We start from the raw sequence: 19162 nt of genomic DNA, 5'->3' as shown, positions 1-19162 counted from the left end.
TGGGAGCTGGCTTGCCAGCGATAGCGGTGGATCAGTCATCCTCAATATTGGACGTGCCGACGCAATCGCTGGCAAGCCAGCTCCCACAGGTTTTTGGGTGTTGCGACTGTTTTCGTTGGTCTGCATCGCGCTGCTAGGTGCCTGCGCAACTCAGGCACCACTACCAACGGGCAACCCGACTCTACCGCTGCCCCTGCAACTGCACATCGAACGCAACCTCGCCGAACAACGCCAGGACTGGCTGCTGGTGATCCAGCGTGAAGGTTCCGGCATCCGCTGGTCGATGATGGACCCGCTGGGCATTCCCCAGGCACGTCAGCAACTGATCGACGGGCGCTGGCAGGCCGATGGCCTGCTGCCGCCCAATCCCGAAGCCCGGGAGTTGTTCGCCGCGTTGCTGTTCGCCCTGACCCCGTCCGGCGAACTCCTGCGAAACTACCCCGCCGCGCAGCAACAGGGCGAGCAACGCTCCCTGCCAGCGCGCTGGAATATCCGCTACTCACAACCGTTGAGCTTCGAATTGAAACTGCCTCAAGGCCCGCACTACAGCGTCTCCCCCCTCGGTGAACCGACGCCATGACCGCCTACTTGAATGCCCTCGGCGTAATCTGCGCACTGGGCCGCGACAAGCATGAAGTTGCGCACAACCTGTTCGCTGGCGACTGCTCCGGCATGCGTCGCGAATCCGGCTGGGTGCCAGAGCGTGAGTTGCCAGTGGCCGCCGTGCACGGTGAGCTGGCAGCGATTGCGCCAGAACTCGCCGACCAGCGCAGCCGCAACAATCAGCTTTTGCTGGAAGCCGCGTTGCAGATCCGCGATGACATCGACCGGGCCATTGAGACTTATGGCCGCGAGCGCATCGGCGTGGTGCTCGGCACCAGCACCTCGGGCATTGACGAAGCCAGTCGCGGTCTGGCGCATTTCCTTCGTGAACAGCAGTTCCCGAGCGGATACGACTATCGGCAGCAGGAACTCGGCGCCCCGGCGAATTTTCTTGCCGACTGGCTACAACTGAGCGGTCCGGCCTACGTGATTTCCACCGCGTGCACTTCCAGCGCACGCGCCCTGATGAGCGCGCAGCGCCTGCTCGATCTCGGTCTGTGCGATGCAGTGCTCTGCGGCGGCGTCGATAGCCTGTGCAAACTGACCCTCAACGGTTTTTCATCGCTGGAAGCGGTATCCGATGAGCGCTGCAACCCGTTCTCGGCCAATCGCAACGGCATCAACATCGGCGAAGCCGCGGTGCTGTTCGTGATGAGCAAGCAACGCGGGGAGGGTCCGGCCATCGCCCTGCTCGGCGCTGGCGCCAGTTCCGATGCGCACCATATCTCGGCGCCGGAACCGAGCGGGCGCGGCGCGCTGCAAGCGATGCAAAAAGCCTTGAGTCGCGCGCAATTGCAGCCCGGGCAAATCAACTATCTGAACCTGCACGGCACCGCAACCCAACACAACGACGCCATGGAAAGCCTGGCGGTCGCCACGCTGTTCCCCGACGGCGTGGCGTGCTCGTCGACCAAACCAATGACCGGTCACACGCTCGGTGCTGCCGGCGCGCTGGAAGCGGCGTTCTGCTGGCTGAGCCTGAGCGCTGACAACCCAGGCCACGCGCTACCGCCGCACGTCTGGGACGGCCAACCCGATCCCGACCTGCCAGCGCTCAAGTGGGTGACCGCAAGTGAACCCCTGACGTCCATTGCACCCCGCTACCTGATGAGCAACTCGTTTGCCTTCGGGGGCAACAACGTCAGCCTGATTATCGGAGACGCCCCATGACTGACTGGCCGCTCGCCGAACTGCTGCCTCACGCAGGCGACATGATCCTGATCGACAAGATCATCCGCTTCGACGAAGAACAGATTTACACCTGCCTCACGGTCAAGCCTGACGGCCTGTTCAGCCTGCCCGACGGCAGCCTGCCGGCGTGGGTCGGCGTCGAGCTGATGGCACAAAGCGTCGCCGCGTTCGCCGGTTGTCATGCACGGCGCAAAGGCAATCCGGTGGAACTGGGTTTCCTGCTCGGCACACGTAAGTTCGAGTGCAACGTCGAAGCGTTTCCGGCCGGCAGCGAGTTGACCGTCCACGGCATCCGCTCGCTGGAAGATGACAACGGCATGGGCGTGTTCGAATGCCATATCACTGCGCCCGGCATCCAGGCCAGCGCCCGACTGAATGTGTTCCGCCCGCCGCAACCGTCCCAATATCTGCAACAGACACAGGAGTCGAACGATGACTGAATCCGTACTGGTCACCGGCTCCAGCCGTGGCATCGGCCGCGCCATTGCCTTGCGTCTGGCGCAGGCCGGCCACGACATCATCCTGCATTGCCGCAGCGGCGTCGCCGAAGCCCAGGCAGTGCAGGCTGAAATTCAAGCGCTGGGCCGCAACGCGCGCATCCTGCAGTTCGATGTCGCCGACCGTGAAACCTGCAAAACCATTCTCGAAGCCGACGTTGAAACCCACGGTGCCTATTACGGTGTGGTGCTCAATGCCGGGCTGACCCGCGACGGTGCCTTCCCAGCCCTGAGCGACGACGATTGGGACGTGGTGCTGCGCACCAACCTCGACGGTTTCTACAACGTCCTGCACCCGGTGATGATGCCGATGATCCGTCGCCGCGCCGCTGGTCGCATCGTTTGCATCACTTCGGTGTCGGGATTGATCGGCAACCGTGGCCAGGTCAACTACAGCGCCTCCAAGGCCGGTGTCATCGGCGCCGCAAAAGCGTTGGCGATCGAACTGGGCAAGCGCAAAATCACCGTTAACTGCGTCGCGCCAGGCCTGATCGACACAGCGATGCTCGACGAAAACGTGCCGGTGGAAGAATTGATGAAAATGATCCCCGCGCAACGCATGGGCACCCCTGAAGAGGTGGCCAGTGCGGTGAATTTCCTGATGTCGGCGGAAGCTTCGTACATCACCCGCCAGGTCCTGGCGGTCAACGGAGGCTTGTGCTGATGAAGCGCGTCGTTGTCACCGGCATGGCCGGCATCACTTCGCTGGGCAGCGACTGGCAGACCATCGCTGGCAACTTCGCGGCCAACCGCAGCGGCATCCGCCGGATGGACGAGTGGGATCGCTTCAGCGAACTGAACACCCGTCTCGCCGGCCCCATCGATGATTTCGTCGTCCCGGCGCACTGGACCCGCAAGCAACTGCGCAGCATGGGTCGGGTTTCGCGTCTGGCTGTCGGTGCAGCGGAACAAGCCCTGGCCGACGCCGGCCTGCTCGGCGACGCATCGATCAAGGACGGGCGCATGGGCGTGGCCTGCGGGTCCTCCACCGGCAGCACCGACGAGATCAAGGCGTTCGGCAACATGCTGCTCAACTCGGTGGCCGAGGGCCTCAACGCCAACTCCTACGTGCGCATGATGCCGCACACCACAGCGGCGAATATCAGCATCTTCTTCGGCCTCACCGGTCGTCTGATTCCGACGTCCAGCGCCTGCACCAGCGGCAGTCAGGGCATCGGTTATGCCTACGAGGCAATCAAGTTCGGACGCCTGCCGCTGATGCTCGCCGGCGGCGCCGAAGAACTCTGCCCGACCGAAGCGATGGTGTTCGACGCGCTCTACGCCACCAGCCTGAAAAACGACGAGCCGCAGACCAGCCCACGTCCGTACGACAAGGGCCGCGATGGTCTGGTGATCGGTGAAGGTGGCGGCATGCTGGTGCTCGAAGAGCTGGAACACGCCCTTGCTCGCGGTGCACATATCCACGCCGAGATCGTCGGTTTCGGCAGCAACGCCGACGGCCAGCACACCACACGCCCGGAACAAACCACCATGCGCCGTGCGATGGAACTGGCGCTCGAAGACGCCGGGCTCACACCGGATGCGATCGGTTACGTCAATGGCCACGGCACCGCTACAGAACAGGGCGATATTGCCGAAACACTGGCGACCAGCAGCTTATTCGGTGAACGCATGCCGATCAGCTCGCAGAAGAGTTTCCTCGGCCATACGCTGGGGGCCTGCGGAGCGCTGGAGTCGTGGTTCAGCATCGAAATGCTCAACCGCGACCTGTACGTGCACACGTTCAACCTCGATGAGGTCGATCCGCACTGCGGCAAGCTCGACTACCTGCGCGGTGAATTCCGCCAGATGAGCAACGAATACGTGATGAACAACAATTTCGCTTTTGGTGGCGTCAACACCTCGTTGATTTTCCGCCGCTGGCACTGACCGCTACACGTTTGGAGTGAAGGGAATGACTCAGTTTCACCGCATCGCCGCCCTGCTGGCCCTGGCTTTTGTACTCGGCGGTTGCACCAGCAAACCGGTGTACAACGCCAAGGAAGAGTTCTCCAGCAACCTGGGCTTCACCGAATCACAGATGAGCCGCGCCATCGTCACTGCGCTCAATGATCGCCAATGGGTCGTGCAATCGGTGCGTCCGGGCATGATCAAAGCCGCGATCACCGTGCGTGGTCGTCATCACGCCGAAGTCGACATCCCGTTCACCCCGACTTCGTTCGAAATCGACTACCGCAGCAGCTACGGCCTGAATGCCAAGGACGGCAAGATCCACGGCAACTACAACCGCTGGGTCAACCGTCTGCGCGACAACGTCCTCAAAGAGCTGTCGATCAACCCGGACATCGAAGCCGTCAACAGCCTTGGCATCATCAAGCAAGGCGCCGACGAGCCGACCTACCTCAGCTTCCGCGAAGGCGTCAAACGCGCCACCGACGCCGGCCTGCTCGACGGCAGCGTCAAGTTCTACCTGGCCGGCGAAACCCTGCCAAAACAGGTACGCAAACTCGACACCGTCAGCAGCAGCCGCAAGACCAACGGCTCGAACAAGTCCGACGAAGACGCCTGCTTCTGGGCCCTGCAATCGGCCCTCGCAACCCTGCAGAACGCCGCCAAAAAGGCCGACGCCAACGCCGTGATCAACATCGCCAGTGTCGACCAGCGCGACCTCTACAAAGACACCGAAAAATTCCAGTGCCGCGCCGGGCTGGTGGTGTCGAGTGTGGCGTTGCGTGGGGATTTGGCGCACGTGGATTGATGGAACTGTAGAAACGACAAAGGGCGCCTTTCGGCGCCCTTTTTATTTTGCCCATCTACACTCGTTCAAGCAGGCAACCGCACCACACCTGCCAGAACGGCGAGCCCCAGTCGATCAAACACTCGCTGCTCTCTTTCACCGTCAAGGAGATGACCATGCAAGTGAAAGCCCTGATCGCCGCAACGCTCTTCTGCCTGCTCCCCAGCGCCAGCCACGCCACCAATCTGATGTACATGCCGTTCGAGACCGTGCTCTCGGATGCGCTTCGTGCCGGGCGGCTGGATGGCAGTGTGAAGTTTTATCTGGTTGGCAATGGGCCGCTGGGAACTCAACAGTTGCTAAGGAGGGGCGTGGTCAGTGATCTGAGTACCAACGGGTTCAACAAGAGTGATCAGTTCTCGTGCGAGTGGGTGTTGCAGTCAAACCTGATCAAGTTGCAGGCCGAGGCCAAGCGGGTCGGGGCGAACGCGGTGACCAATATCGTCAGTTATTACGACCAGCATGTGCGCAAGGATTTGAATACTTACGAGTGTCGAGCGGGGATTTTTGTCACGCGGGTGGCGTTGAAGGGGGATTTGGTGCTGTTGCCTTGAGCCTTGCGGTGTTTGAGCGGACGCCATCGCTGGCAAGCCAGCTCCCACAGGGTTCTGGGTGTACACGGAGAATGTGAACAACACTGAAACCTGTGGGAGCTGGCTTGCCGGCGATTGACGGCATAGCCGTCAGGCTTCTTCGACCTTACTTGTGAGGAGGTCGACAAACGCCTTGGCCATCGGCGATTTCTGATCCTTGCGCTGTACAAGCCATACGGCCGATACCGCTGCCGGGTCGAGCAGCGGCCGGTAGACCACGCCGTCGATGCGCATCCGCTGGTAGGACGCCGGCAACACCGACACGCCCAACCCCGCCGCCACAAGACCGATGATGGTCATGGCTTCGCCGGCCTCTTGGGCAAAATGCGGGCTGAAACCGGCGTCGCGCGCCAGGCTGAGCAGTTGTGCGTAGAGACCGCTGCCATAACTGCGCGGGAAGAACACGAAAGGCTCCGGCGCCAGTGCCGAGAGAAACAACCCCTCCTCGCTGCCCTGAGCCAACGGATGCTTGGAACTGAGCACCGCTACCAGCGGCTCGCGCATCAATTCCACCACGCTCAATGAATCCGGCAAACCCAGCGGGCGCATGATGCCGACTTCAATTGATTCGTCGACCAGCGCCTCGGCAACCTGGGTGCTACTCATCTCACGCAAATGCAGATGCACCGCCGCAAACCGCTGGCGAAATGCAAAGATCGCCTGCGGAATGGTCGAGTTGAACGGCGCCGATGAGGTGAAGCCGATCTTCAGTTCCCCGAGCTCACCAAGTTGCGCACGACGGGCGACATCCGCCGCTTTGTCGACTTGCGCCAGCACCAGCCGCGCCTCTTCCAAAAACAATCTGCCGGCCTCACTCAGCTCGACCCGACGATTGGTCCGTTCAAACAGACGTGCACCGACCTCTTGCTCGAGCGCCTGAATCTGCTGGCTAAGCGGTGGCTGGGAGATGCCCAGCACCTGTGCTGCGCGGCCGAAATGCAGTTCTTCGGCGACGGCGATGAAGTAGCGCAGGTGACGCAATTCCATAAAAACCCCATTAGGTCGTTAAAGCTATCAAACAGGTCGAACAATATATTGGATAGAAACATTAGCCAGCTATATGATTTTTTCATTGCCTGCCCGGCTGCGCTCTCCGAGGTCCGATGTGAAAACTGCCACCGCCCCCCTTGCCCATGAGGTTCCGCCTGCAGCGGACGATGTCGTCGCCGAACTGCAAGAGATCTACATCGAAAAAGGCACACCGATGTTCATGCGCACGGTGCTGGCGCTGTTCAGCGGCGGGTTCGCGACGTTTGCGCTGCTGTATTGCGTACAGCCGATGATGCCGTTGCTGTCTCATGAATACGGAATCAACGCGGCGCAGAGCAGCCTGATTCTGTCGGTGGCCACCGGTATGCTCGCCATTGGCTTACTGATCACCGGGCCGATTTCCGATCGGGTCGGGCGTAAACCGGTCATGGTTGCCGCGCTGTTCGCGGCAGCGCTGTGCACCATGGCCAGTGCAATGATGCCGAGCTGGCACGGCGTGCTGATCATGCGCGCGCTGATCGGCTTGTCGTTGAGCGGCCTGGCGGCGGTGGCGATGACCTATCTGAGTGAAGAAATTCATCCGCAACACATCGGCCTTGCCATGGGTTTGTACATCGGCGGCAACGCAATTGGCGGGATGAGCGGACGCCTGATTACCGGGGTGTTGATCGACTTCGTCAGTTGGCACACGGCGATGCTGGTGATTGGCGGTCTGGCGATGATTGCGGCGGCGGTGTTCTGGAAGATCCTGCCGGAGTCACGCAACTTCCGCTCACGCTCGCTGCATCCGCGCAGCTTGCTTGACGGTTTCACCATGCACTTTCGCGATGCCGGTCTGCCGCTGTTGTTTCTTGAAGCGTTCGTACTGATGGGCGCGTTTGTCACGCTGTTCAACTACATCGGCTATCGCTTGCTGGCCGCACCGTACAACCTCGATCAAGTGTTCGTCGGTTTGCTCTCGGTGGTGTACCTGTCAGGGATCTACAGTTCGGCGAAAATCGGTTCGCTGGCGGACCAACTGGGGCGGCGCAAAGTGTTGTGGGCAACTATCGCGCTGATGTTTGCCGGTCTCGCGTTGACCATGTTTACACCACTGCTGCTGGTGATTGTCGGCATGTTGATTTTCACCTTCGGCTTCTTCGCCGCGCATTCGGTAGCGAGCAGCTGGATCGGCCGTCGGGCGATCAAGGCCAAGGGCCAGGCGTCGTCGCTGTACCTGTTCAGCTATTACGCCGGGTCAAGCATTGCCGGGACAGCGGGCGGGGTGTTCTGGCATTTGGGTGGGTGGAACGGGATTGGACTGTTTATCGGCGCGCTGTTGCTGGTGGCGCTGTTGATAGCGTTGAAGCTGGCGAAGTTGCCGCCATTGGGTGGTGTGAAGGCCTGACCCAAAACCAGTGTGGGAGCGAGCCTGCTCGCGAAAGCGGTGGATCAGTCAGCAAATTTATTGACGCAAACTGCGCATTCGCGAGCAGGCTCGCTCCCACATTTGCTAAGCGTCCGACTGTGGATTACGCATACAAAAACGCCCGGCATTGGCCGGGCGTTTTTTATTGCGTATCGATCACTCGTGATACTGAGCCGACAACTCATGCACCGCGCGCAGGAAGGCACCGGCGTGTTCCGGGTCGACTTCCGGGGTGATGCCGTGGCCGAGGTTGAACACGTGGCCGCTGCCCTTGCCGTAGCTGGCGAGGATGCGCCCGACTTCGGTGCGGATTGCTTCCGGCTTGGCGTAGAGCACGGTCGGGTCCATGTTGCCTTGCAGGGCAACCTTGTCGCCAACACGAGCGCGGGCGTTGCCGATGTCGCAGGTCCAGTCCAGGCCCAGTGCGTCGGCGCCGGCCTCGGCGATGCTTTCCAGCCACAGGCCGCCGTTCTTGGTGAACAGGATCACCGGCACCTTGCGACCGTCGTTTTCGCGGATCAAACCGCTGACGATTTTCTTCATGTAGGCCAGCGAGAATTCCTGATACGCCGCCGCCGACAGATTGCCGCCCCAGGTATCGAAGATCTGCACCGCTTGCGCGCCAGCCATGATCTGGCCATTGAGGTACGAGGTCACCGACTGCGCCAACTTGTCCAGCAGCAGGTGCATGGCTTGCGGGTTGTCGTAGAGCATGGCTTTGGTCTTGCGGAAGTCTTTCGACGAGCCGCCTTCAACCATGTACGTCGCCAGTGTCCACGGGCTGCCGGAAAAGCCGATCAGCGGCACACGGCCGTTCAACTCACGACGGATAGTGCTGACCGCGTCCATCACATAGCCGAGGTCTTTGTGTGGATCCGGGATAGGCAAAGCTTCGATGTCGGCCAGGGTGCTGACGACTTTCTTGAAGCGCGGGCCTTCACCGGTCTCGAAGTACAGACCCTGGCCCATGGCATCGGGGATGGTGAGGATGTCGGAAAACAGGATCGCCGCGTCCAGTTGTGGATAGCGGTCGAGCGGTTGCATGGTGACTTCGCAAGCGAACTCCGGATTCATGCACAGGCTCATGAAGTCACCGGCGTGGGCACGGCTGGCGCGGTATTCCGGCAGGTAGCGGCCGGCCTGACGCATCATCCACACGGGGGTGACGTCTACGGGTTGCTTGAGCAGGGCGCGGAGGAAACGGTCGTTCTTCAGGGCAGTCATGTCGGCATCCGGAAAAAAAGTGCGGGCATTTTCTCAGAGCGCGAGGGAAAAGGCACGGATGCAGGTCAGCCTTTTGTCTATCGGGTCAATTTATTGCGTTGGAATGCAGACTTTGTAACGCCACAAAACACTGTGGGAGCTGGCTTGCCAGCTCCCACAGGTATTGCAGTGCAGCTTAAAACGGTTTTAGACGCCCAGGTAATCAAGGATCCCTTCGGCGGCATTACGGCCTTCGAAGATTGCCGTCACTACCAGGTCGGAACCGCGCACCATGTCGCCACCCGCAAAGATCTTCGGATTGCTGGTCTGGTGCTTGTACTGACCTTGCTCAGGCGCAACGACGCGGCCCTGGCTATCCGTCTGAATTTCGAACTGTCCGAACCAAGGCGCCGGGCTCGGACGGAAACCGAAGGCGATGACCACGGCGTCGGCCGGGATGATCTCTTCGGAGCCCGGGATCGGCTCGGGGCTGCGACGGCCACGGGCGTCCGGTTCGCCGAGACGGGTCTCGACCACTTTCACGCCTTCGACCCGGTCTTCACCGACGATGGCGATCGGCTGGCGGTTGTAGAGGAATTTCACGCCTTCTTCCTTGGCGTTCTTCACCTCTTTGCGCGAGCCGGGCATGTTCGCTTCGTCACGACGATAAGCGCAGGTTACCGACTTGGCACCCTGGCGGATCGAGGTGCGGTTGCAGTCCATCGCCGTGTCGCCACCACCGAGCACCACAACCTTCTTGCCTTTCATGTCGACGAAATCTTCCGGCGACTTTTCAAAGCCCAGGTTGCGGTTGACGTTAGCGATCAGGAAGTCCAGCGCGTCATAAACGCCCGGCAAGTCCTCACCGGCAAAACCGCCCTTCATGTAGGTGTAAGTACCCATGCCCATGAACACGGCATCGTATTCGGCGAGCAGTTGTTCCATCGTCACGTCAGTGCCGACTTCGGTGTTGAGCCGGAACTCGATGCCCATGCCGGTGAAGACTTCGCGACGATTGCTCAGCACGCTCTTTTCCAGCTTGAACTCGGGGATACCGAAGGTCAGCAGACCACCGATTTCCGGGTTCTTGTCAAACACCACCGGGGTCACACCGCCACGCACCAGTACGTCGGCACAGCCCAGACCTGCCGGGCCAGCACCGATGATCGCGACACGTTTGCCGGTCGGTTTGACCTTGGACATGTCCGGGCGCCAGCCCATGGCGAACGCGGTGTCGGTGATGTACTTCTCGACCGAACCGATGGTCACTGCACCGAACCCGTCGTTAAGGGTGCAGGCACCCTCGCACAGACGATCCTGAGGGCAAACCCGGCCGCAGACTTCCGGCAGGGTGTTGGTCTGGTGCGACAGCTCGGCGGCCTGAAGGATGTTGCCCTCGGCCACCAGCTTCAGCCAGTTGGGAATGAAGTTGTGCACCGGGCACTTCCATTCGCAGTACGGGTTGCCGCAACCCAGGCAGCGGTGGGCCTGATCGGCCGACTGCTGGGGTTTGAAAGGTTCGTAGATCTCGACGAACTCTTTCTTGCGTTGACGCAACAGTTTCTTCTTCGGATCTTTGCGCCCGACATCGATGAATTGAAAGTCGTTACTGAGACGTTCGGCCATCTTCAAAACCTCATAACAGCAGCTTCAAGCTACTAGCTTCAAGCTGCAAGAAAATCACTCTGCAGGCACATCGCGCACTGCTGTTAACTTGCGGCTTGTCACTTGCCGCTTGCAGTTGCGCCGTTATTGCGGACTCGCACGAGTACTGGAGAGCAGAGATTTCAGGCTCGCCGCTTTCGGTTTGACCAGCCAGAAACGGCGCAAGTAGTCATCGAGGTTTTCGGCGAGTTCACGACCCCACTCGCTGTCGGTTTCCGCGACGTACTCGTTCAGCACGTTTTGCAGGTGGCTGCGATAGGATTCCATCGCCTCACCACTGATCCGCTGAATTTCCACCAGTTCGTGGTTGACCCGGTCAACGAAGCTGTTGTCCTGGTCGAGCACGTAGGCGAAACCACCGGTCATGCCAGAGCCGAAGTTGTAACCGGTCTTGCCCAATACGCAGACGAAACCACCGGTCATGTACTCGCAGCAGTGATCGCCAGTGCCTTCTACAACCGTGTGGGCACCGGAGTTACGTACGGCGAAACGCTCGCCTGCGGTGCCAGCGGCGAACAGCTTGCCGCCAGTGGCGCCGTACAGGCAGGTGTTGCCGATGATGGCGCTGTTCTGAGTCTTATAAACGCTGCCCTTGGGCGGCACGATGGTCAGCTTGCCACCGGTCATGCCTTTGCCGACGTAGTCGTTGGCGTCGCCTTCCAGGTACATGTTCAGACCGCCGGCGTTCCACACGCCAAAGCTCTGACCGGCCGTCCCTTTGAAGCGGAAGGTGATCGGCGCCTTGGCCATGCCTTGGTTGCCGTGCTTGCGGGCGATTTCGCCGGAGATCCGCGCACCGATCGAACGGTCGCAGTTGCAGATGTCCAGTTCGAACTCGGCGCCGCTGAGGTCGTTGATCGCCGACGTCGCCAGATCGACCATTTTCTCGGCCAGCAGGCCCTGATCGAATGGCGGGTTGCGCTCAACCTGGCAGAACTGCGGCTTGTCCGCCGGGATGTGATCGCTGCCCAGCAGCGGAGTCAGATCCAGGTGATTTTGCTTGGCGGTCTGGCCTTCGAGGATGTCCAGCAGATCGGTGCGACCGATCAGCTCTTCGAGGGAGCGCACGCCAAGCTTGGCCAGCCACTCACGGGTTTCCTCGGCGACGTAGGTGAAGAAATTCACCACCATGTCGACGGTGCCGATGTAGTGATCCTTGCGCAGCTTCTCGTTCTGAGTGGCAACGCCGGTGGCGCAGTTGTTCAGGTGGCAGATGCGCAGGTATTTGCAGCCCAGCGCGATCATTGGCGCGGTGCCGAAGCCGAAGCTTTCGGCGCCAAGGATCGCTGCCTTGATCACGTCGAGGCCGGTTTTCAGGCCGCCGTCAGTCTGCACCCGGACTTTGCCGCGCAGGTCGTTGCCGCGCAGAGTCTGGTGGGTTTCGGCCAAGCCGAGTTCCCACGGTGCGCCCGCGTACTTGATCGAGGTCAGCGGCGAAGCACCGGTGCCACCGTCGTAGCCGGAAATGGTGATCAAGTCCGCGTAGGCCTTGGCCACACCGGCGGCGATGGTGCCGACGCCAGCTTCAGCGACCAGTTTCACCGAGACCAGCGCCTTCGGGTTGACCTGCTTGAGGTCGAAAATCAGTTGCGACAAATCTTCGATGGAATAAATGTCGTGGTGCGGCGGTGGCGAAATCAGCGTCACGCCAGGCACTGCATAACGCAGCTTGGCGATCAGCCCGTTGACCTTGCCGCCTGGGAGTTGGCCACCCTCGCCCGGCTTGGCGCCCTGGGCGACCTTGATCTGCAGCACTTCGGCGTTGACCAGGTATTCCGGCGTCACGCCGAAACGGCCAGTCGCGACCTGCTTGATTTTCGAGCTCTTGATGGTGCCGTAACGCGCCGGGTCTTCGCCGCCTTCGCCGGAGTTGGAACGCGCACCAAGGCGGTTCATGGCTTCGGCCAGGGCTTCGTGAGCTTCCGGCGACAGAGCGCCCAGCGAGATACCGGCAGAGTCGAAGCGCTTGAGCACCGATTCCAGCGGTTCGATTTCACTGATGTCCAACGGCGTGTCGAGGGTCTTGACCTTGAGCAGGTCGCGAATCATCGACACCGGACGGTTGTCCACCAGCGAGGTGTATTCCTTGAACTTGGCGTAGTCGCCCTGCTGCACAGCGGCTTGCAGGGTGTTGACCACGTCCGGGTTGTACGCGTGATATTCGCCACCGTGGACGAACTTCAGCAGACCGCCCTGCTGGATCGGCTTGCGCGGGCTCCAGGCCTCGGCAGCGAGGGCTTTCTGCTCGGCTTCGATGTCGACGAAACGCGCACCCTTGATGCGGCTCGGCACGCCACGGAAGCTCAGGTCGCACACTTCTTCGGACAGGCCAATGGCCTCGAACAACTGCGCACCACGATACGAAGCGATGGTCGAGATGCCCATCTTCGACAGAATCTTGAGCAGGCCTTTGGTAATGCCTTTGCGGTAGTTCTTGAACACCTCGTAGAGGTCGCCCAGCACTTCACCGGTACGGATCAGGTCGCCCAGCACTTCGTAAGCCAGGAACGGATAAACCGCCGAGGCACCGAAACCGATCAGCACCGCAAAGTGATGCGGATCACGCGCGGTAGCGGTTTCAACGAGGATGTTGGAGTCGCAACGCAGGCCTTTTTCGGTCAGGCGATGGTGCACCGCACCGGTCGCCAGCGAAGCGTGGATCGGCAGTTTGCCCGGGGCGATATGACGATCGCTCAGAACGATCTGGGTACGTCCGGCACGCACGGCTTCTTCAGCCTGATCGGCGACGTTGCGGATCGCCGCTTCGAGGCCGACGCTTTCGTCGTAATTGAGGTCGATGACCTGCCGCTCGAAACCCGGGCGATCAAGGTTCATCAGCGAACGCCACTTGGCCGGGGAAATGACCGGCGAGCTGAGGATCACGCGCGAGGCGTGTTCCGGCGACTCCTGGAAAATGTTGCGCTCGGCACCGAGGCAGATTTCCAGCGACATCACGATCGCTTCACGCAGCGGGTCGATCGGCGGGTTGGTGACCTGCGCGAACTGCTGGCGGAAATAGTCGTACGGCGTGCGCACGCGCTGGGACAGCACGGCCATCGGCGTGTCGTCGCCCATCGAACCAACGGCTTCGTAGCCTTGCTCGCCAAGCGGACGCAGTACCTGATCGCGCTCTTCGAACGTGACCTGATACATCTTCATGTATTGCTTGAGCTGATCGACGTCGTAGAAAGCCGAACCGTGGTCGTTGTCTTCCATGGTCGCCTGAATGCGCAGGGCATTCTTGCGCAGCCATTGCTTGTACGGATGACGGGATTTGAGACGGTTGTCGATCGCATCGGTGTCGAGGATCTGCCCGGTTTCGGTATCCACGGCCAGGATCTGGCCCGGGCCTACGCGGCCCTTGGCGATCACGTCTTCGGGCTGGTAATTCCAGACGCCGATTTCCGAAGCAACGGTGATGAAACCGTTGGTGGTGGTAACCCAGCGCGCCGGGCGCAGACCGTTACGGTCGAGCAGGCAGACCGCGTAGCGACCATCGGTCATGACCACGCCGGCCGGGCCGTCCCACGGCTCCATGTGCATCGAGTTGTACTCGTAGAACGCACGCAGATCCGGGTCCATGGTTTCGACGTTCTGCCACGCAGGCGGAATGATCATCCGCACGCCACGGAACAGGTCGATGCCGCCGGTGACCATCAGCTCAAGCATGTTGTCCATGCTCGAGGAATCGGAACCGACACGGTTAACCAGCGGGCCGAGTTCTTCCAGATCCATCAGATCATTGGTGAACTTGGTACGACGGGCCTGAGCCCAGTTACGGTTACCGGTGATGGTGTTGATCTCGCCGTTGTGGGCGAGGAAGCGGAATGGCTGAGCCAGCGGCCATTTCGGCAGGGTGTTGGTGGAGAAGCGCTGGTGGAACACGCAGATCGCGGTTTGCAGGCGCTCGTCACTCAGGTCCGGATAAAACGCGGCCAGATCGGCCGGCATCATCAAACCTTTATAGATGATGGTCTTGTGCGAAAAGCTGCAGATGTAGTGGTCGCTGTCGACAGCGTTGGTCACCGACGAACGGCGACGGGCGCTGAACAGCTTGACCGCCATGTCTTGATCGCTCAGGCCTTCGCCGCCGATGTAAACCTGCTCGATTTGCGGCAGGCGTTCAAGGGCCAGGCGGCCGAGGACGCTGGTGTCGATTGGCACTTTGCGCCAGCCGATCAGTTGCAGTCCTTCGGCGAGGATCTCGCGGTTCATGTTCTCGCGAGCGGCTTCAGCCTTGGCCGAATCCTGGTTGAAGAAGACCATGCCCACGGCATATTGCTTGGGCAACTCGACGCTGAAGGTTTCCTGAGCGATAGCGCGCAGAAAGGCGTCGGGCTTTTGAATCAGCAGACCGCAACCGTCACCGGTCTTGCCGTCGGCATTAATCCCACCGCGGTGGGTCATGCAGGTCAGGGCCTCAATGGCCGTTTGCAAAAGGGTATGACTGGGCTCGCCCTGCATATGGGCTATCAGGCCGAAACCGCAGTTATCCTTGAATTCATCTGGTTGGTACAGACCTGCTTTCATAGACACTTTCTCACCAGGCTGCCTCTTTTCGAGGCAAATTTCTTTTCAATTCAACCACTTGCGATCCGCGCCGAACGTACGCCGGCTTAGCGGGGGCAAAAGGGTGGTCATTGTACACAGCGACACAGAGGCTCACAAATTTGACGACGAACTGTCGCAAATTAATGTCGCATTTGTGAAAGGTTTAAAGCGATCTGCTGTGCTAGTCAAAACTTTTTTAATTTTGACTGCAACGACTCAAAGACTACTGTGACGCAGACACCACAAGGCACGCGACCTCTGAAGGCGGCGCGCACTCGTAGAAATTTTGAGGTGCTTGGAGAGGCGGCCTGGGTAAGGCCGCCGAATCTTCAGCGAGTTGTTGCCAGTTCCTGTTGGACGCTGGCGACAGTGCGAGGCCAAGGTTTACCAGCCTGAACCTTCGCTGGCAAGGCCTTGATGGCAGAAACAGCCGCATCACGATTGGCAAAGTTGCCGTAGGTGATCACGTAAAGAGGCTTGCCGTTGAGGACTTTCTTGAAATAACGGTACTCGCCGCCCTGCTCCTTGACGAAGCTTTGCGCGGCCGTCTCGGAGCTGGTGCCGAGGATCTGCACCACGTAGTTGCTCGTCGGCTGCCCGGCGTACCAGCTGCCACCGGCGGCTTTGGCCACGGTAACCGGCTTCTCGGCGGGTTTGGCGGCGGCAACTGGTTTGGCTGGCGCTGGAACAGGTTTGGCCGCTGGCGCTACCGGAGCAGGCTTGGCGGTGGCGATTTGTGTCGGGGCAGGCGCCGGTTTGGCGGCTGGCACTGGAGCCGGGGTGGGTGCCGGACCGGCCGGAACGCCCGCAGGAGGCGCTGAAGTGGTCACGGTCGGCGGCGTGTCGCTGGAGCCTTCCAGTGGCACACCGTCGTCGCCTTCGGTGATACCGCCAGCAGCTTCGGCCAGCGGGCCGCGCATGACCGGTTGCGAGTTGCCAACCAGCGGCAACGGCATCGGCTGCGTATTACCGGCAAATTCGACGTTCGGCGCGCCGCCATTGGCTGCGCCCTGGCCCAATGGCAGTTGTGCCTGTTCGTTGGCGGGTGCGCCGGTGGTTGGCGCCTTGTTGCGACCCGGCATCAGCCAGGCGGCGGCGACCGCGACCACAACGACGGCGGAAATCGCCAATACGTGTTTCTTCGGCATGTTGAACCCCATACTTGGACGCTTGACCGCAGAGCGGCTGGCAATCATGACTTCGATCAGTGCATCGCGAGCGACCTGGTTGATGTTGCCAGGCCAACCCTCGGAGCTTTCGTGAATATCAGAGATCTGATCCGCGGTGAAAAGTTCGACACCCCGGCCCGCACCTTCGAGCCGTTGGTCGAGATACTCGCGCGTCTCTTCTTCGGTGTAAGGCTGCAATTCGATGACGTGGAAGCGCTCTTCTTCGAGATGCAAAGCCTCAAGCTGAGCGATCAGCGACGACTCACCGAACAGGAACACATGCGGGCGACCTTCCGGCGCGCCGGCACCCAGCGCCATCAGCGCTTCGAGGGCGGATTCGTCGAGCTGCTCGGCATCATCCACCAGCAAATAGACTTCCTGGCCGGTCAGTGCCAACTGCACCACCTGATCCAGAATCGCGCCGACTTCGGCCTGAGCCACGTTCAGCGCCTGCGCCACCTGACGCAGTACGCCAGCGGCATCGCCGGCACCCCGCGCGGAAACCACAACGCTCTGTACCGATTGCTTGTTGGTGCTGGCGACCAGCGCCTGGCGCAGCAAAGTCTTGCCACTGCCCTGCGGGCCAGTGACCACCAGCAGCAACTGGCTGTAACGCGCCAGGTGATGCAGTTGGCCGAGCACCGGTTTGCGCTGGGCCGGAAAGAATTTGAAGCCCGGTACGCGCGGCGCGAAGGGGTCGTGGCTTAACTGGAAATGGCCGAGGAACGCCTCGTCGGCATGCAAACTAGTCATCGGAATCTTATTAACCTTTAAGCTGAGCCAGGGCGCGGTAATCCGCTCCCAGCGTGGCCTGTAGAACCTCTTTCGGATAATCGTCGGTCACTACCGCTTCGCCCATCCGGCGCAGCAGCACCAGGCGCAGACGACCGTCGATCACTTTTTTGTCGATTGCCATGTGTTCAAGAAAATCGGCTTCGCTCATTTCAGAAGGCGGAATCACCGGCAGGCCGGCCCGCTGAAACAGACGAATGCCGCGATCGCGCTCCTGTTCGCTGATCCAGCCCAGACGCGCTGACATCTCCAGCGCCATCACGGTGCCAGCCGCCACCGCCTCACCATGCAACCAGACACCATAGCCCATGTGGGTCTCGATGGCGTGGCCGAAAGTGTGGCCGAGATTGAGCGTGGCGCGTACGCCGGTTTCCTTCTCATCGGCGCCGACCACCGCAGCCTTGGCTGCGCAGGAGCGCTCGATGGCGTAAGTCAGGGCTGTTTGATCCAGCGCGCGCAAGGCGTCGACGTTGTCTTCGAGCCAGCCGAGGAACGGCTCGTCGCAGATCAGACCGTACTTGATGACCTCAGCCAGACCCGCCGACAGCTCGCGCGGTGGCAGGGTTTTCAGGGACGCCGTATCGATCAGCACGACATTCGGCTGATAGAACGCGCCGACCATGTTCTTGCCCAGCGGATGGTTGATCCCGGTTTTGCCGCCCACCGACGAATCGACCTGAGACAGCAACGTGGTGGGGATCTGGATGAAGTCGACGCCGCGTTGATAGCAGGCAGCGGCAAAACCGGCCATGTCGCCGATCACACCGCCGCCGAGGGCGATAACAGTAGTGCGGCGATCATGACGGGCGGTTAGCAGACCGTCGAAGATCAGTTGCAGGGTTTCCCAGTTCTTGAAGGCTTCGCCGTCCGGCAACACCACGGAAATAACCGAGAACTGCGCCAGGCTGCGCGTCAGACGTTCGAGATAGAGCGGCGCAACGGTCTCATTGGAGATGATTGCCACCTGGCGCCCGTGGATATGCGGAGCCAGCAACTCGGGCTGATCCAACAAACCTTCGCCAATATGAATCGGGTAGCTGCGCTCGCCTAGATCGACCTTGAGTGTCTGCATGTGTCCCCACAGTGAAGATGGAAGCAGGCGTCCTGCCCTGAGTTATTGGTTACTGCGGCCTATAGCGGGTATGACGCCGCCGGCACGCCATCCGCCACAACCTTGGCGGGCTGTGACAGGACGCCGAGGATAGCGCATTTCGGGCGATGCTTTAACGGGGAGGAAGCTGCGCCAGACGGTCGAGAATGTCGAGCACTACCATACGCGGCGGCCGTTCGTCGGTTTCCACCACCAGATCGGCAATTTCCCGATAGAGCGGATCACGGATGGCGAGCAAGTCACGCAGGGTTTTCGCCGGATCGGCGGTGCGCAGCAACGGTCGATTGCGATCGCGGGAAGTGCGGCCGACCTGCTGTTCGACGGACGCGTGCAGATACACCACGCGCCCGCCCTCATGCAGGGCCTTGCGATTGGCATCGCGCATGACCGCGCCACCGCCGGTCGCCAACACCACGCCGTCGAACTCGCACAGCTCGGCGATCATCGCCTGCTCACGGTCGCGAAAGCCCGGCTCGCCTTCCTTGTCGAAGATCCACGGGATATTGGCGCCCGTGCGCAGTTCAATTTCCTTGTCGGAATCTTTGAACGGCAGGCGCAGCTCTTTGGCCAGTAATCGGCCGATGGTGCTTTTGCCAGCACCCATCGGACCTACAAGAATCAAATTTCGCAC

General features: G+C 60.8%; 15 protein-coding genes. 8 read left to right on the top strand and 7 right to left on the bottom strand.

Annotated elements, in window-relative coordinates; translation table 11 throughout:
- Nucleotides 1-97 precede the first annotated feature (97 nt).
- The 7 genes from AB4P97_RS26240 (at nucleotide 98) to AB4P97_RS26210 (ending at nucleotide 5603) form a co-directional block, all read left to right on the top strand.
- The gene (locus tag AB4P97_RS26240; RefSeq protein ID WP_395601805.1) at nucleotides 98-580 is read left to right on the top strand and encodes a hypothetical protein; all 483 of its coding nucleotides are present in this window, start codon (nucleotides 98-100) and stop codon (nucleotides 578-580) included.
- Nucleotides 577-1773, top strand: a complete 1197-nt coding sequence (locus AB4P97_RS26235; protein ID WP_395601804.1) for a beta-ketoacyl-[acyl-carrier-protein] synthase family protein — start codon at nucleotides 577-579, stop codon at nucleotides 1771-1773. The genes AB4P97_RS26240 and AB4P97_RS26235 overlap by 4 nt, the downstream gene beginning before the upstream one ends.
- On the top strand, nucleotides 1770-2234 hold the full coding sequence (locus AB4P97_RS26230; protein ID WP_042557279.1) for a hotdog family protein: 465 nt from the start codon (nucleotides 1770-1772) through the stop codon (nucleotides 2232-2234). The genes AB4P97_RS26235 and AB4P97_RS26230 overlap by 4 nt, the downstream gene beginning before the upstream one ends.
- On the top strand, nucleotides 2227-2955 hold the full coding sequence (gene fabG, locus AB4P97_RS26225) for a 3-ketoacyl-ACP reductase FabG2 (protein WP_042557278.1): 729 nt from the start codon (nucleotides 2227-2229) through the stop codon (nucleotides 2953-2955). Before AB4P97_RS26230 ends, fabG begins: the two co-directional genes overlap by 8 nt.
- The gene (locus AB4P97_RS26220; protein WP_395601803.1) at nucleotides 2955-4181 is read left to right on the top strand and encodes a beta-ketoacyl-ACP synthase; all 1227 of its coding nucleotides are present in this window, start codon (nucleotides 2955-2957) and stop codon (nucleotides 4179-4181) included. The genes fabG and AB4P97_RS26220 overlap by 1 nt, the downstream gene beginning before the upstream one ends.
- Nucleotides 4182-4206: 25 nt before the next feature.
- Nucleotides 4207-5010, top strand: a complete 804-nt coding sequence (locus AB4P97_RS26215; RefSeq protein WP_042557276.1) for a hypothetical protein — start codon at nucleotides 4207-4209, stop codon at nucleotides 5008-5010.
- 155 nt (nucleotides 5011-5165) lie between these two features.
- Nucleotides 5166-5603 (top strand): excinuclease, encoded by a 438-nt coding sequence (locus tag AB4P97_RS26210; protein ID WP_395601802.1) that lies wholly within the window; start codon nucleotides 5166-5168, stop codon nucleotides 5601-5603.
- 129 nt (nucleotides 5604-5732) lie between these two features.
- Here the strand turns inward: AB4P97_RS26210 and AB4P97_RS26205 are convergent, their stop codons facing one another.
- Complete coding sequence (locus tag AB4P97_RS26205) at nucleotides 5733-6629, bottom strand: LysR substrate-binding domain-containing protein (protein WP_395601801.1); 897 nt, start codon at nucleotides 6627-6629, stop codon at nucleotides 5733-5735.
- A gap of 118 nt (nucleotides 6630-6747) precedes the next feature.
- On the opposite strand from AB4P97_RS26205, the gene AB4P97_RS26200 reads away from it, so the two are divergent.
- The gene (locus tag AB4P97_RS26200) at nucleotides 6748-8019 is read left to right on the top strand and encodes an MFS transporter (protein ID WP_042557273.1); all 1272 of its coding nucleotides are present in this window, start codon (nucleotides 6748-6750) and stop codon (nucleotides 8017-8019) included.
- A gap of 177 nt (nucleotides 8020-8196) precedes the next feature.
- On the opposite strand, the gene hemE is transcribed toward AB4P97_RS26200, so the two are convergent.
- The 6 genes from hemE to aroK all read right to left on the bottom strand — a co-directional run bounded on the left by hemE (nucleotide 8197) and on the right by aroK (nucleotide 19162).
- Entirely contained in the window at nucleotides 8197-9264 is a 1068-nt protein-coding gene (gene hemE, locus AB4P97_RS26195) for a uroporphyrinogen decarboxylase (protein WP_007909440.1), read from the bottom strand.
- Between the two features lie 186 nt (nucleotides 9265-9450).
- Nucleotides 9451-10869: an FAD-dependent oxidoreductase gene (locus AB4P97_RS26190; protein WP_042557272.1), complete on the bottom strand. Its 1419-nt coding sequence runs from the start codon at nucleotides 10867-10869 to the stop codon at nucleotides 9451-9453.
- Nucleotides 10870-10992: 123 nt separating this feature from the next.
- A complete protein-coding gene (gltB, locus tag AB4P97_RS26185) occupies nucleotides 10993-15438 on the bottom strand; it encodes a glutamate synthase large subunit (protein ID WP_047299402.1) in 4446 nt (1481 codons plus the stop codon).
- Between the two features lie 350 nt (nucleotides 15439-15788).
- Nucleotides 15789-17381: an AAA family ATPase gene (locus tag AB4P97_RS26180; RefSeq protein WP_395601800.1), complete on the bottom strand. Its 1593-nt coding sequence runs from the start codon at nucleotides 17379-17381 to the stop codon at nucleotides 15789-15791.
- 10 nt (nucleotides 17382-17391) lie between these two features.
- Entirely contained in the window at nucleotides 17392-18492 is a 1101-nt protein-coding gene (gene aroB, locus AB4P97_RS26175; protein WP_150687609.1) for a 3-dehydroquinate synthase, read from the bottom strand.
- Between the two features lie 151 nt (nucleotides 18493-18643).
- Complete coding sequence (gene aroK / locus AB4P97_RS26170; protein ID WP_042557267.1) at nucleotides 18644-19162, bottom strand: shikimate kinase AroK; 519 nt, start codon at nucleotides 19160-19162, stop codon at nucleotides 18644-18646.

This window comes from Pseudomonas sp. A1230 (assembly GCF_044218825.1).
Classification (GTDB): Bacteria; Pseudomonadota; Gammaproteobacteria; order Pseudomonadales; family Pseudomonadaceae; genus Aquipseudomonas; species Aquipseudomonas iridis.
Note: the sequence above shows the minus strand (reverse complement) of the source record. Positions and strands in the feature narration are given on the sequence as shown.